This window comes from Haladaptatus sp. AB618 (genome assembly GCF_024136965.1).
Classification (GTDB): Archaea; Halobacteriota; Halobacteria; order Halobacteriales; family Haladaptataceae; genus Haladaptatus.
Genome location: NZ_JAMYJX010000001.1, coordinates 1,103,251 through 1,116,235, shown reverse-complemented (window position 1 = coordinate 1,116,235; position 12,985 = coordinate 1,103,251). Strand labels below are relative to the sequence as shown.

Annotated in this window: 13 protein-coding genes; 7 read left to right on the top strand and 6 right to left on the bottom strand. The window is 62.6% G+C overall.

Features of this window, described 5'->3' with window-relative positions; translation table 11 throughout:
* Positions 1 to 33 precede the first annotated feature (33 nt).
* The gene (locus tag NKF26_RS05950) at positions 34 to 276 is read left to right on the top strand and encodes a hypothetical protein (RefSeq protein ID WP_253227299.1); all 243 of its coding nucleotides are present in this window, start codon (positions 34 to 36) and stop codon (positions 274 to 276) included.
* Positions 273 to 2,537 (top strand): CDC48 family AAA ATPase, encoded by a 2,265-nt coding sequence (locus NKF26_RS05945; protein WP_253227298.1) that lies wholly within the window; start codon positions 273 to 275, stop codon positions 2,535 to 2,537. The genes NKF26_RS05950 and NKF26_RS05945 overlap by 4 nt, the downstream gene beginning before the upstream one ends.
* A 366-nt stretch (positions 2,538 to 2,903) precedes the next feature.
* Here the strand turns inward: NKF26_RS05945 and NKF26_RS05940 are convergent, their stop codons facing one another.
* The 4 genes from NKF26_RS05940 to NKF26_RS05925 form a co-directional block, all read right to left on the bottom strand.
* A complete protein-coding gene (locus tag NKF26_RS05940) occupies positions 2,904 to 3,920 on the bottom strand; it encodes a sodium:calcium antiporter (protein WP_253227297.1) in 1,017 nt (338 codons plus the stop codon).
* Between the two features lie 56 nt (positions 3,921 to 3,976).
* Entirely contained in the window at positions 3,977 to 4,888 is a 912-nt protein-coding gene (locus NKF26_RS05935) for a hypothetical protein (RefSeq protein WP_253234090.1), read from the bottom strand.
* A complete protein-coding gene (priS, locus tag NKF26_RS05930) occupies positions 4,885 to 6,057 on the bottom strand; it encodes a DNA primase small subunit PriS (RefSeq protein WP_253227295.1) in 1,173 nt (390 codons plus the stop codon). Before priS ends, NKF26_RS05935 begins: the two co-directional genes overlap by 4 nt.
* Positions 6,058 to 6,162: 105 nt before the next feature.
* Positions 6,163 to 6,651, bottom strand: a complete 489-nt coding sequence (locus tag NKF26_RS05925) for a GNAT family N-acetyltransferase (protein ID WP_253227294.1) — start codon at positions 6,649 to 6,651, stop codon at positions 6,163 to 6,165.
* A 103-nt stretch (positions 6,652 to 6,754) separates the two neighbouring features.
* Here NKF26_RS05925 and NKF26_RS05920 point away from each other — a divergent pair, with 103 nt between their 5' ends.
* From NKF26_RS05920 to NKF26_RS05910, 3 genes are all read left to right on the top strand, one after another.
* On the top strand, positions 6,755 to 7,174 hold the full coding sequence (locus NKF26_RS05920) for an archease (protein WP_253227363.1): 420 nt from the start codon (positions 6,755 to 6,757) through the stop codon (positions 7,172 to 7,174).
* 218 nt (positions 7,175 to 7,392) lie between these two features.
* Positions 7,393 to 8,895 (top strand): RtcB family protein, encoded by a 1,503-nt coding sequence (locus NKF26_RS05915; RefSeq protein ID WP_253227293.1) that lies wholly within the window; start codon positions 7,393 to 7,395, stop codon positions 8,893 to 8,895.
* 96 nt (positions 8,896 to 8,991) lie between these two features.
* Complete coding sequence (locus NKF26_RS05910) at positions 8,992 to 9,534, top strand: hypothetical protein (protein ID WP_253227292.1); 543 nt, start codon at positions 8,992 to 8,994, stop codon at positions 9,532 to 9,534.
* An 18-nt stretch (positions 9,535 to 9,552) separates the two neighbouring features.
* On the opposite strand, the gene NKF26_RS05905 is transcribed toward NKF26_RS05910, so the two are convergent.
* A complete protein-coding gene (locus tag NKF26_RS05905; RefSeq protein ID WP_253227291.1) occupies positions 9,553 to 9,858 on the bottom strand; it encodes a hypothetical protein in 306 nt (101 codons plus the stop codon).
* 234 nt (positions 9,859 to 10,092) lie between these two features.
* Here NKF26_RS05905 and NKF26_RS05900 point away from each other — a divergent pair, with 234 nt between their 5' ends.
* The gene (locus tag NKF26_RS05900) at positions 10,093 to 10,944 is read left to right on the top strand and encodes a translation initiation factor eIF-2B (protein ID WP_253227290.1); all 852 of its coding nucleotides are present in this window, start codon (positions 10,093 to 10,095) and stop codon (positions 10,942 to 10,944) included.
* Between the two features lie 15 nt (positions 10,945 to 10,959).
* Here the strand turns inward: NKF26_RS05900 and NKF26_RS05895 are convergent, their stop codons facing one another.
* The gene (locus NKF26_RS05895; RefSeq protein WP_253227289.1) at positions 10,960 to 12,060 is read right to left on the bottom strand and encodes a Gfo/Idh/MocA family protein; all 1,101 of its coding nucleotides are present in this window, start codon (positions 12,058 to 12,060) and stop codon (positions 10,960 to 10,962) included.
* A 469-nt stretch (positions 12,061 to 12,529) separates the two neighbouring features.
* Here NKF26_RS05895 and NKF26_RS05890 point away from each other — a divergent pair, with 469 nt between their 5' ends.
* Complete coding sequence (locus NKF26_RS05890) at positions 12,530 to 12,985, top strand: NUDIX hydrolase (protein ID WP_253227288.1); 456 nt, start codon at positions 12,530 to 12,532, stop codon at positions 12,983 to 12,985.

The window sequence follows — 12,985 nt, the reverse complement described above, 5'->3', positions numbered from 1 at the left end:
ATATCTGTGTGCCTAACCAAAGGTTAGCCAAAGATGACTCTCGAACACATATCACAGCAGGAAGATAGTATCGCCCGTCGCTACGACTACGACGACGGCGAGCTCATCGCCGCGGATTTCGGCACGGCCGACGTATCTGTGGACGTGCTGGGAGACGTGGCAATCGTCGTCGTGGAGCGCGACGGCGAGAGTTTCCAGACCGAGATAGAGCTGTCGGCCGATGACGCGCAAGCGTTTATCAACAATGGTGTCCTCACTATCGAGGTGGGACAATGAAACTGACAGTCAAGCCGCTCAAGCAAAAGGACGCGGGTCGTGGACTCGCGGCGGTTGACCGACGCTCCATGGACGAGTTGGGCGTCGAGAATGGCGACTACATTGTCATCGAGGGGCGTGGGCAAGGTCGCGCAGTCGCGCGTGTATGGCCCGGCTACCCCGAGGACGAGGGTCGCGGAATCATCCGCATCGACGGGAAACTTCGGCAGGAGGCCGGCGTCGGCATCGACGACAAGGTCAGCATCGAGAAGGCCGACGTAAGCCCCGCGAACCGGGTGACGATCGCGCTCCCGCAGAACCTCCAGATTCGCGGGAACATCGCGCCGCACATCCGTGACAAGTTGAGCGGCCAAGCGATCACGCAGGGCCAAGCGATCCCGTTCGGCTTCGGCCTGATGGGCATGGGCTCCGGTCAATCCATCCCGCTCAAAGTCGCCGAGACCGATCCCGACGGAACGGTCGTCGTCACCGATTCGACGAACATCCAGATCAGCGAACGGCCAGCCGAGGAGATCGCGGCGAGCGGCGGTGCGGACGGTCAAGCCCGACCCGACGTGACCTACGAGGACATCGGCGGTCTGGAGCGCGAACTCGAACAGGTTCGCGAGATGATCGAACTCCCGATGCGCCACCCGGAGCTGTTCAGCCGCCTCGGCATCGACCCGCCGAAGGGCGTTCTGCTCCACGGCCCACCGGGGACCGGGAAGACGCTAATGGCGAAGGCCGTCGCCAACGAGATCGACGCCTACTTCCGCACGATTTCCGGCCCGGAGATCATGTCGAAGTACTACGGCGAATCCGAAGAGCAACTGCGCGAGGTGTTCGAGGAGGCCGAACAGAACGCCCCCGCGATCATCTTCATCGACGAACTCGACTCCATCGCACCCAAGCGCGAGGAGGCGGGCGGAGACGTGGAACGCCGCGTCGTCGCACAACTGCTCTCGCTGATGGATGGGTTGGAGGAACGCGGCGAAGTCACGGTCATCGCGGCGACCAACCGCGTGGACGCCGTCGATCCCGCGCTCCGCCGTGGCGGTCGCTTCGACCGCGAGATCGAGATCGGTGTGCCGGACCGCGACGGACGGCTCGAAATCCTGCAGGTTCACACCCGCGGAATGCCGCTCGCGGACGGCGTGGACTTGGAGGAGTACGCGGACAACACCCACGGGTTCGTCGGTGCCGACCTCGAATCGTTGGCCCGTGAAGCCGCGATGAACGCGCTCCGACGCGTCCGTCCGGAACTCGACCTCGATTCGGACGAGATTCCGGCGGACGTTCTGGAGTCACTGAAGGTGACGGAGGCGGACTTCAAGGAGTCGCTGAAGGGAATCGAACCCTCGGCGCTCCGCGAGGTGTTCGTCGAAGTCCCCGACGTCACGTGGCAGGACGTGGGTGGCTTGGAGAACACCAAGGAACGCCTCCGCGAGACCATCCAGTGGCCACTCGACTACCCCGAGGTGTTCCAGGCGCTCGACATGCAGGCCGCGAAAGGCGTCCTGATGTACGGGCCGCCGGGAACCGGGAAGACCCTGATGGCGAAGGCCGTCGCCAACGAGAGCGACAGCAACTTCATCTCGATCAAGGGTCCCGAACTGCTGTCGAAGTGGGTCGGTGAGTCCGAGAAGGGCGTGCGTGAAGTGTTCAGCAAGGCCCGCGAGAACGCCCCGACCGTGGTGTTCTTCGACGAGATCGACTCCATCGCGACGGAGCGCGGCCGCGACGGCGGCGGCGGTGGCACGCAGGTCAGCGAGCGCGTCGTCTCGCAACTGCTGACCGAACTCGACGGCCTCGAAGAGTTGGAGGACGTCGTCGTCATCGCCACCTCGAACCGCCCCGACCTCATCGACTCGGCACTCCTGCGCCCGGGCCGCTTGGACCGCCACGTCCACGTGCCGGTGCCGGACGAGGAGGCTCGCCACGCCATCTTCGAGGTCCACACGCGGGACAAACCGCTCGCCGACGACGTGGACTTGGAGGAACTCGCCACCCAGACCGAGGGCTACGTCGGTGCCGACATCGAAGCCGTCTGCCGCGAGGCCGCGATGGCCGCGAGCCGCGAGTTCATCGCGACCGTCTCGCCCGAGGACATCGGCGAGAGCGTCGGCAACGTCCGCATCACGGCCGAGCACTTCGAGGACGCGCTGGGTGAAGTGACCCCGAGCGTCACCGAGGAGACCCGTGAACGCTACGAAGAGATCGAAGAGCGCTTCGACACCGCGGAACCCGAAACGGAAGAGCAGTTGGGTCGGACGTTCCAATAGCACCTTTTGCTGCGGGAGCGCGGCGTTGCCGCGCTCCCTGGCAAAATCTGCACCAAAAGCGCTCCTCACCCCCTCCGGAAGACCGGAGGTCTTCCGTGCCCTGCTTCACTTCGTTCAGCAGGACTCCGGGGGTTCGTCGGCCCGGAAAATCTGAGATTTTCCGGCGAGACGCTAGCGACTGGCGGTTGTGTCACCGGCCGATTTTGGAAAATTGTGTCGTTTTTCGTTCTGGCGGTTGTGTCGGTTGCTGATTCCGGCGGTTGTGAAAATGCGAATTTTGGCGGTTGTGTCGATGGCCTATCGCGGTGCTGTCAGTGCAGTGTGTGGACAGCCTCGGCATCGGGGAACTGTTGGTCCAGCGAGAGCTCACGCGCCCGGAACGACGTGCGTCACCCCAACCGTCTCCAACACCATCCAAACGAGAAATAGACAGTAGAACGCGAGCAGTCCCCACGATTCCGTTTTCGAGAGCGTAAGCTCGGTGCGGAGGAAGCCGAAGACGATGACGGTGGCGAACGTGAGAAACCCCATCAGCGGGACGGCGACGGAGAAATCGATATCCGCCGACCCGGCCACGAGCACGCCTGCAGGAACCGCGATGAGCAGGTCGAAGACGTTGCTCCCGAGAACGTTGGCGAGGCTGGTCACGCCGTCGTTCTCCTTCGCGGCGCGGACGCTCACGAGCGTATCTGGGAGGCTCGTCCCGGCGGCGACCACGGTAAGTCCCCAGAGGAAATCCGGCGTGTCGAACAACCCACCGAACCCGAGGGCGGCTTGAACCAACCACTCGACCGCGACGGCGATGAGGACGAGGCTGGCGAGGAGCGACGCCCACTCCCGAAGCGGTGAAATGCCGTCGGTCGATGCCTCCGCATCGTAATCCTGTGTGTCCTGCCACTGCGTGAAGATGTAGACCACATATAGCCCGACGGGGAGGAGCGCGAGCGGTCGCGTGACCGTCCCGCCGAGGCGCATGTCGGCGACGGGGTGATAGATGACCGCCAGCGAGAACGTGATCATCACTACCGAGACGGCGATCATGTAGAACTGTGCTTCCTTGTAGACGACCGAGCGGTCGGCCTCGACGCCGTCCGCGAAGATGCCAGCCAACGCCGGGATGACGAGCAGGTTGAAGATCGCCGATCCGACGATGGCGCTCACGCCCAGATCGAACGCGCCGTGGACGTACGTCGAGACGACCGTACTCGAAAGCTCCGGAAAACTCGACCCGACGGCGACGACGATGGCCCCTTGGACGACCGGTGGGAGGCCGTAGTACGCCGAAAGCCGCTTGCTCGCCCGTTCCAGCATGTCGCTCGCCTTCCAGACGACCGCCGTCCCGACCAGCGCGAGCAGGACGAACCACCCGAATCCGGAGACCATACGCTCCGTTTTGCGTGAGACCTCTTAAAATCGAACAGTCGAAGGAGGAACCGAATTCAGTCGAGTTTTTCGGCCGCGTCGCGCTCGATGAGCGGCCCGGCGTTCTGGGTCGGGAGCGCGACCACGTCCTCGCTCGAAAGGTCGTATTCGCGCTCGTCGACGCCGAGAATCGAGCCGACGTCCTGCGTGATGCGGACCATGGTCCGGTCGTCCGAGAGGTCGGGTTCCGATTCCTCTGCAGGTTCCGGTTCGGATCTCGACTCCGGTTCGGATGCGCTCGTTTCCGGTGCATTCGAGGGATTATCGGGGCGTGCATCCGCGCTATCCGGCGCGACCGTTGCGCTACCGTCGGCTTCCGTCGCCGTCGGTTCGGGTTCCCGAGCGCTCGGTGCGGGCGACGCCGGTTCGGACTCACCCGATTCGTCGTCGCCCGTGATCGCGGCCGCTTCTGCGTTCGGACGGTCGTCGGAAGCCGATTCTGGGTCCGATTCCGACGTCGGTTCGGAGTCCACTGGGGACGCACGTTGATTTTGGGTCTGGGTTCCGGATTCGGTCGTCGACGGTTCGGTAGACGCGGATCCCTCGCCCGACAGGACGTCGAGGACGGTCGTCTTGTTCGACTCGATCCGTCCCACGAGATCCGAAAACAACACCTGCTCCTCGCTGGTCAGTCCTTCCTCGTCGGCCGGAATCCCGGCCGCGGCGAGGCTCGCACGTTTGACGACCTTGCCGACGCGGCGTTCGTACACCGCCTCGACGACCTCCTCGGCGGTCTGTATTTCGTCGGTCAACCGATTGACTTCGTCGGAATCGAACGGGTCACTCGCCCGTTCGGCGGCCCGCTCGCGCTCCTCGCGAAGGCCGCGGATGTACTCGCCGACGTCGCTGTAAAACGACTCGCGCAGATGCTGTAAGCTATCCTTCGAACGCTCCTTACTCTGCACACTGCGGAGTTCGTCGAGATTCATTCTTTCCCCTTTTCTGCCCGGTCACGCACCATAAGAAAGATGGCGACGTATTCGGGAATCGATATATTGCCCGCCGGGAGCCTAAAGCTTTCGCCCCGGAGCGAAAGTTGTGTCTCCGACGGCAGTTCGACCATCACCTCGTCGGCCGTGAACGTCTCCGGAATCGCGTCCCGAAGCGGATCGAAGTCCGTCAGTTCGTCGCGGGGAATTCGTTTGACCGCCAAGCCACTGCCGCCGTGGAGGCTTCCCGGCAGGCGAATGAGTCGGTGGGTGTCGGTCGTGACGGGTTCGTCCACCGCCGCACTTTCGGCCGCGAACACCTCGTCCGCGAGGATTCTCGCCAACTGGTAGAAGGCGGGGTGAACGTCCACGTTGCCGCGCTCGATCTCACGGCGGTTGTTCTTCGCGGCGTTGTACGCGCCCCGTGCCTTTCCGGACCCGATGCCGTCGTACTCCTGTAATCGGTCGAGCGCATCGGCTTCGTCCATCGAGAGGAGTTCGTCGACGAACGTACAGACGTGTTCGTGAACCCGGCCACCCCATCCGCCCTCGGTCGGGAGGGTTCGCTTTTGGGTCGGGTTTTTCAGGCCGAGTCCGGCGACCGTTTCGGTCTGCACCAACGATTCGAACTCGATTTCGTTCGCCATCACGTAATCGACAACCTCGCGCCGTCCCTCGCGATCCAATCCTTTGACGTGCTCGTCCCGGACGTGAACGTGATATCCCCGACCACCGGAGAAGACGACCGTCAGGTCCTCGAAGCCGAAGTCCCCTTCGAGGATGTCGAGCAGGTCGAGCAGTTCGTCCTTACACCGCGCGAGCATCTCGGCGTAGGACGTTTCCTCGGTGACGCCCGGCAGGTGGTCGGCGTCCAAGTCGAAGACGAGGTCCGCACTCCGCCAACGCTTTGCCTCCATCGTCCCCGCGCCGGGGTCGTGATAGCGCCCGGCGGAGAAATAGACGTGGCGCGGACGTTCGCGTTCGAGAAAGCCGCCGAGGGTGCCCAAATCGAGCAGGGAGTTGTGCCGAACCATGGTCGTGCCGGACCCGGCAGTCCATGGAATGTAGCCCCACTCGCGTTCGTCGGCATCCGGCGGGAGTTCCGGCGCTACCGCTCGGTAGTGATCACGGAACCGGCCTCGCAGATACGCTCGCGTCCGCTCTTCCATCGTACGTTCATGAAACACCCACCCGATTAAAGCGTTGTTTCTTTGGATGGAGCAGTTGCTTTTGGATGGTGTTCGACGATCCGTATTCGTTACAACGCGCGGCCGCTAGTTACGCATGAAATCCGAGAGACGCTTGGCGATACTCTCCTCCTCTCCCAAGCGGAGGTAGTAGGCGTCGCCGCCGTCCTCATAATAGTTGTCAATACGGCGCTCGACGGCGAAGCCGAGGTGGCGGTAGAAGTCGAGCGCGTTCTCGTTCGTCGTTCGTGCGTGGCAAGTGACGGACGCGTGGTTGTCCGCGACTTTGGCGACGAGTCGCTGGCCGAATCCCTCGCCCCGGAACTCGGGTTCGACCGCGAGAAAGAGTATGTAGCCGTCGCGTCGCGCCGCCGCAAACCCGACCAACTGGTCGCCCTCGTCGCCCTCGGTGACGTAACAGTAAACGGTCGAGCGTCGATACGCGTCCGTGAAAAACCCACGTCGTTGCTTCAGCACGCCCTCCTCCTGCCGGATTCGTTCCTTCAGCTGCCACGCCTCCCCGACGTAGCGATTGTCGCCCGGCCCGACGACGCGCGTGTCGATATTCACACTCACTCTGTGGCAGTAATAGGCAAACAAATATAATTCCACCGGCATACAAATCCAGCGGGCGTGCGGAGTGACAACGCTGAAACTGACAGCGACCGAAGGGTACACGATGGGCTACGAACTCCGCGATCACACCGCAGATGTCGGCGTCGAAGCGACCGGTGCCACGCTTTCGGCCGCCTTCGCGGCCACCGCGGACGGCATGGCGGCCGCCATGCTGGACGAGGACGAAATTCCAGCGATGGGAGAGCGGTTCGATATCGAGGTACGCGCCGAAAACCGGGAAGCACTCCTCTTCGATTACCTGGACGAACTCATCTACCAGCGCGACGTTCGGGAGGTTCTCCCGGTCGATAACGATGTCACCTTCGGTGGCGACGGAAACGGAAAGTGGGAACTCACCGGCAGCGCACGCGGCGTCCCGCTCGCCGGACTCGGCGCACGGGAGATCAAAGCCGTCACCTACTCCGAAATGGCGATCGAGGAGACCGACGACGGCTGGCACGCCTACGTCGTCTTCGACGTGTAGCGGGGGTCGGTTTCGTGTTCGAACGCGGGATGGTAGGGTTCGGTAATTGCTCTCCCGGAAAACCCGGATATCCCTCTTCGTAACGAGCGGGTGAGATTCTTCCAAACCCCACTCCGGAAGTCACACCCACCGAGACGAACCGGAATGCCAACTCACGATCGATGTCCCCACCACGGTCCCCGAAATAGCTTCGGCGGTCGCTCCCGAACATCCTACGTATGAAAACGTACACCGCGGGGGAAATCACGCTCGAACAGGTGGAAGAGTACGTTTGGGAGATTCCACAGGGGAAAGGGATGGGGACGCCCGCTCGCGTCCTCGCCAGCGAGGAACTGCTCGCCGAGATAGCGGAGGACAAGACGCTCCAGCAGTTGCAGAACGCGACCAGTCTACCGGGAGTGGTGAAGTACGCGGTCTGCATGCCGGACGGACACCAAGGGTACGGCTTTCCGGTGGGTGGTGTCGCCGGAATCGACGCGGAAAACGGCTGTATCTCGCCGGGGGCGGTCGGCTACGACATCAACTGCGGTGTCAGGATGATGCGGACGAACCTGACGGCCGAGGACGTGCGCGGCCACGAGGAGGAACTCGTGGGGGAACTGTTCGACGCGATTCCGTCCGGATTGGGCGGCGGTGGTGTCGTGGAGGCAGGAATCGACACGGTCAACGAGGTGCTGGACCGCGGCCTGGCGTGGGCGCTGGAGGAGGGCTACGCGACGGACGCCGACCTCGCACACTGCGAGGACGAGGGGGTTCGAGAGGAGAGCGACCCGGCAGCCGTCTCTGAGAAGGCGAAAAATCGCGGGAAAAACCAGTTGGGTAGTCTGGGCAGCGGCAACCACTTCCTCGAAGTCCAGCGCGTGGCGGACGTGTTCCGCGACGACGTTGCGGAGGCGTACGGACTGTCCGAAGGGCAAATCGTCGTTCTCATCCACTGCGGCAGTCGGGGGTTGGGTCACCAGGTCTGTACGGATTACCTGCGAAAGATCGAGCGAACGCACTCCGACCTGCTGTCGCGGCTTCCGGACAAGGAACTCGCCGCGGCACCGGCCGGAAGCCGACTCGCCGAGGAGTACTACGCGGCCATGGGTGCGGCCATCAACTTCGCGTGGGTGAACCGCCAACTGGTCATGCATCGGACGCGGGAGGTGTTCGAGGACGTGTTCGACCGCCCGTGGCAAGCGATGGACATGGAATTGCTGTACGACGTGGCCCACAACATCGCCAAGAAGGAGACACACGTCGTGGGGGTTGGGCCGGAGGGCCGACCAGTGGGAGACGACGAAGCCGTCGACCGCGAGGAGCGAGAACTGTTCGTCCACCGGAAGGGCGCGACTCGGGCGTTTCCGGCGGGACATCCCGAGGTACCGGGCGCGTATCTCGATGTCGGCCAACCCGTCATCATCCCCGGCAGCATGGGGACGGGAAGTTACGTGCTTCGCGGCGGCGAAGCGTCGATGGAGCGTAGTTTCGGCTCGACCGCACACGGTGCGGGTCGTGTGATGAGTCGCACACAGGCCAAGCGGGAGTACTGGGGCGAAGACGTTCGGGAGGAATTGGCGGGAGAGCAAATCTTCGTCAAAGCCCAGAGTGGTGCGACGGTCGCCGAGGAAGCACCGGGCGTCTACAAGGACGTGAACGAAGTCGTTCGGGTGTCCGACGCGCTCGGAATCGGCGACAAAGTCGCACGGACCGTGCCAGTCTGCAACATCAAGGGGTGACTCGACCGGTATAATGCCACCCATCGAGTGGTAGGTTCAATACTCCATTCACCAATCAAAAGATATTGATACACAGGAAGACAATAGTGTTGACATATGCGACGACGAGCGTTGCTGAGCACGTTGGGGACGAGTGTGACGGCAGGCTGTTTGGGGAATATTCTCCACGATACACGGGGGGAATCCCGATTTACGATCGACAATGACTCCGTTCCCGAGAACCTCCCTGCCACGCTCTCGGCGGATCTACGCTCCGAATCCACGGCGGAACATCCGGCACGAATCCGAGTTCGGTTCGAATACACGGGCGACGAGCCCCGGTCGTTTCGGTTCAGCTACCCCGCCCCGTTCGCGGACACCCTCGGCATCGCGGCCGACGGCTCGAAACTCGTTCTCAAATACGAGGCCGATCCGGGGGACCATCACGACGGGTGTTGGTGGTCGAAGCTGTCCTACGGTGGGACTGCAACCGAGAATCGCCGGTTCGACCCCGGCGAGGGGGCACACGTCGAGTGGTCGGTGTTGACCCACGAAGCGATGGAGTCCTGTTATCCGTCTGGAAGCTATCGGTTCGAGGACGAGTACACCGTCGCCGGGAGGACGTACGAGTGGGGGTTTCACCTCAACGTGCACGAGTGAGAACGGGATCCGTGTCCACTACGTCCGAAAGTCGAAGTTCGGAGCGTCTTCGGGGCGGAGCGGCACCTGTGGTTCGAGTTCCTCCCCGTTTTCGTATCGGATGAAGTTGAGGTAGTACAGTTCGCCACAGCCATCGTCGTCGGTTTCGCTCGCTCCACAGACGATTTCGACGCCGTCCGCGTCCTCGAAGTCGTCGTAGGCGTTGGCGTACGTCCATCCGTCCAGCGGGTCGGCAGTCACCGATTTGTCGGCCAGATTGGCTCGGCGTTCGAGCGTCGCAATCGCACCGCAGTGGGGGCAGTAGTATCGAACGGGAACGGTCATGGGAATCGGTTAGCGTCCGGCGAATGTAAACCGTTCGCCCAATTTAGTTGTCAACTTCGACCCTGGTGAAATCGAACGTCGTTGTGGGCGGGCGGAACCCCCTCCAAACGTCATCACTGCCGACTCGGGACGATCGTCAAACCGAGGTCGGGAACGACCATCGACCGCAGACCCGGAACGACCGCCAACCGCAGACCCAGAACAATCTTGTAGCCCGACGAACTTCGTTAGGTCATGATAGACGAGACAGTCGAGGAGATACAGGAGATGCAGACACACAGCTCCTCGACCGTCGCGGTCAAGGCAGCGAGGGCGCTCTCGGACCTCAACGACCGCGATTTCGAGACGGTCGAGGAGTTCGAGCGTGCGCTCGACCACAACAGCAGCGTGCTCCGCCGGGCGAACCCCTCCCACGCGTCGCTCGTCACGACCCAACGTGCAATCGTGACGATGGTCACGGAGTCGGACAACGAGTCGGTCGAACAGGCAAAGGAGAACATGCAAGCGGCCATCGACAGCGTCGTCGAACAGGTCATGACCGCCAAGCGCCGTGCCGCCGAGAACGCCGCGCCGCTGTTCAAGGACGGCATGACGCTGCTGACGCACGATTACTCCTCCACCGTGCTGGAAGCCGTCGAAACCGCCGTAGCGAACGGTGCGTACCTCGACGTGTACGTCATGGAAGCCCGTCCACGCTATCTCGGACGGAAGACCGCCCGCGTGCTCGGCGAAGTCGACCAAGTGGACGTGACACTCATCATCGACAGCGCCGCCGGTCACTACCTACCGGAGTGTGACCGCGTGTTCACCGGCATGGACTGCATCGTGGACGAAACCCTTTACAACCGCGTCGGGACCTTCCCGCTCGTCGCCACCGCGAACGAAGTCGGAGTCCCGGTCACTTCCGTCGGGTCCAGCGCGAAAATCGTCGGCGAGGCGTTCCGCTTCGAGAACGACTTTCGCTCCGGCAGCGAGGTCATCCGGGAACCGGCCGAGGGCTTCACGGTCGCCAACCCGGCCTACGACGCTACCCCGACCAACCTCCTTAGCTCCGTCGTCACCGACGAGGGAACGTGGGAGTACTGAACTAGAAAACGAATCCTATTCGACGGCGACCCACTCGCCGCTCTCGTCACTTCGCTCGATAGCGTCCAGCACCTTCTGAATCTCCAGCCCATCGTCGAAGTTCGGACGGTACTCCTCTCCTGATTCCACTGCTGTGAGGAACTCGTAGTCCTCGTGGACGAACGTGTGTTCCCACCCGATGACGTGGCCCGGCGGCCACCAGTGGTCGATATACGGGTCGGACTCGTCGGTCACGAGAACCGTCTCGTAGCCGCGGTCGTCGCCGCGTAGGACCTCCAGTTCGTTGAGCCGTTCGAGCGAGAACTTCAGGCTGCCCTCCGAGCCGTGAATCTCGATGGAGTGGTCGTTCTTGTGCCCGTCGGCGAACCGCGAGGCCTCGAACGTCGCCATGACGTTTCCTTCTAGTTCGGCCTGCGCGGAGTAGGCGTCGTCCACCGTGACGGGTTTGGTCTCGCTTCCGTCTTCGGTGGGACGCTCGTCAACGAACGTCCGGAGGTGGCCGGACACGCGTTCCACGTCGCCGACGAGGAAACGCGCGAGGTCGATGGTATGCGCGCCGAGGTCGCCGAGCGCGCCGCTCCCCGCCAGTTCCTCGTCGTTGCGCCACGACCACGGCGCGTCGGGGTCCACCAGCCAATCCTGTAGGTAGCGGCCGCGGAACTGGTGAATCTCGCCGAGTTCGCCGTCCTCGATGAGGTTCTTTGCGTACTGAATCGCCGGGATGTACCGATAGTTGAACGCCGTCGCGGTCGGCACGCCCGCCGCTTCCGCGGCGTCGGCCATCCGCTCCGCGTTCGCGAGGTCCGCCGCGAGCGGCTTCTCACAGAGGACGGGAACGCCCGCCTCCAGCGCCGCGATGGACGGTTCCGCGTGAACGAAGTTCGGCCCGAGGTTGTAGAACACGTCCACCTCGTCGATTACCTCCTCCCAATCCGTACTGGTGTGTTCGAATCCCAATCGCTCGGCGGCCTCCGCGAGTGCCTCCTCGTTCCGGCCGATGAGCGTGTGGCGTTCGATATCCGGCGCGTCCGGGAAAAACATTGGCAGTCGGGCCATGGCGTTGGCGTGAGCCTTCCCCATGAATCGATACCCCAACACACCGATTTTCAGTGTCATGATCGGGTTTCAATTCTGCGGGAAGGGGCTTAGTGTTTGATGGCTAGGGCAAGGATGGACGGGAATGGGACAAGCGGCAATTCGGGGAGACGAGTTGGACTCGATGAGGGACTGAGAGATACTATTTCGAACTGAATTGTACTGAAAAGAGCTACCGAGGAGAGAGATATATCGGAACCGCTGTTTTGCTTCGTCTGTGAGTGCAGTTCCTGAGAAGCAGACCACCTCGAAAGCCCCCGCCACGCTCGCGGTCGCTCAGCGACATCTCGGTTTCGCTCGTTTCACTCGCTTCACCGAGAGCGGTCACTGAGACGACCACGCGGTGCGCGAACGGGCGGGGGCTTTCTGGATCCTGTTCGTAGTTGCTGCAATCACAAAACCATCAAAAACTCGTTGGAGCGAAATTGACGAGACAGAGCCCTCGGGTTTCGATAGACTCACCATGTAGCCAACACTCGTACCGAATCCCATGCCCGAACGACACATCCGCGTCTCGGCGCGCGGTCTGATTCACCGAAAAAACCGCCACGACGAAAACTCTCACCTCGAAGAACTCCTCGTCGCACGCGACTGCCACCCGAACGGTGATCCGTTTTACTACCCGCTCGGCGGCGGCGTCGAGTTCGGCGAACACAGCGAGGACGCCCTCCACCGCGAGTTCGACGAGGAGTTGGGCGTCTCGCTCTCGAACGTTCGGGAGTTCGGAACGTACGAAGAGGTGTTCACGACCGACGGACAGAAACAGCACGAAGTGTGGCGCGTCTACGAAGCAGAAATCGCGGAGTCGTGGCCGTACGAGGAGGACGAGTTCTCGGGCTACGAAGCAGAATTGGACGAAGAAATCGAGTGCGTCTGGAAACAGCCGACTGCATTTTCCGAGGGAGGGGAGACGCTGTATCCCGAACCGCTCGTCGAGGTGTTGTGA

Bases quoted from the DNA above. Each gene is read 5' to 3' on its own strand.
- NKF26_RS05905 (WP_253227291.1), bottom strand. From the start codon at position 9,858: ATGACCGTTCCCGTTCGATACTACTGCCCCCACTGCGGTGCGATTGCG.
- NKF26_RS05910 (WP_253227292.1), top strand. From the start codon at position 8,992: ATGCGACGACGAGCGTTGCTGAGCACGTTGGGGACGAGTGTGACGGCA.
- NKF26_RS05945 (WP_253227298.1), top strand. From the start codon at position 273: ATGAAACTGACAGTCAAGCCGCTCAAGCAAAAGGACGCGGGTCGTGGA.
- NKF26_RS05920 (WP_253227363.1), top strand. From the start codon at position 6,755: ATGGGCTACGAACTCCGCGATCACACCGCAGATGTCGGCGTCGAAGCG.
- NKF26_RS05950 (WP_253227299.1), top strand. From the start codon at position 34: ATGACTCTCGAACACATATCACAGCAGGAAGATAGTATCGCCCGTCGC.
- priS (WP_253227295.1), bottom strand. From the start codon at position 6,057: ATGGAAGAGCGGACGCGAGCGTATCTGCGAGGCCGGTTCCGTGATCAC.
- NKF26_RS05915 (WP_253227293.1), top strand. From the start codon at position 7,393: ATGAAAACGTACACCGCGGGGGAAATCACGCTCGAACAGGTGGAAGAG.
- NKF26_RS05935 (WP_253234090.1), bottom strand. From the start codon at position 4,888: ATGAATCTCGACGAACTCCGCAGTGTGCAGAGTAAGGAGCGTTCGAAG.
- NKF26_RS05900 (WP_253227290.1), top strand. From the start codon at position 10,093: ATGATAGACGAGACAGTCGAGGAGATACAGGAGATGCAGACACACAGC.
- NKF26_RS05895 (WP_253227289.1), bottom strand. From the start codon at position 12,060: ATGACACTGAAAATCGGTGTGTTGGGGTATCGATTCATGGGGAAGGCT.
- NKF26_RS05940 (WP_253227297.1), bottom strand. From the start codon at position 3,920: ATGGTCTCCGGATTCGGGTGGTTCGTCCTGCTCGCGCTGGTCGGGACG.
- NKF26_RS05890 (WP_253227288.1), top strand. From the start codon at position 12,530: ATGCCCGAACGACACATCCGCGTCTCGGCGCGCGGTCTGATTCACCGA.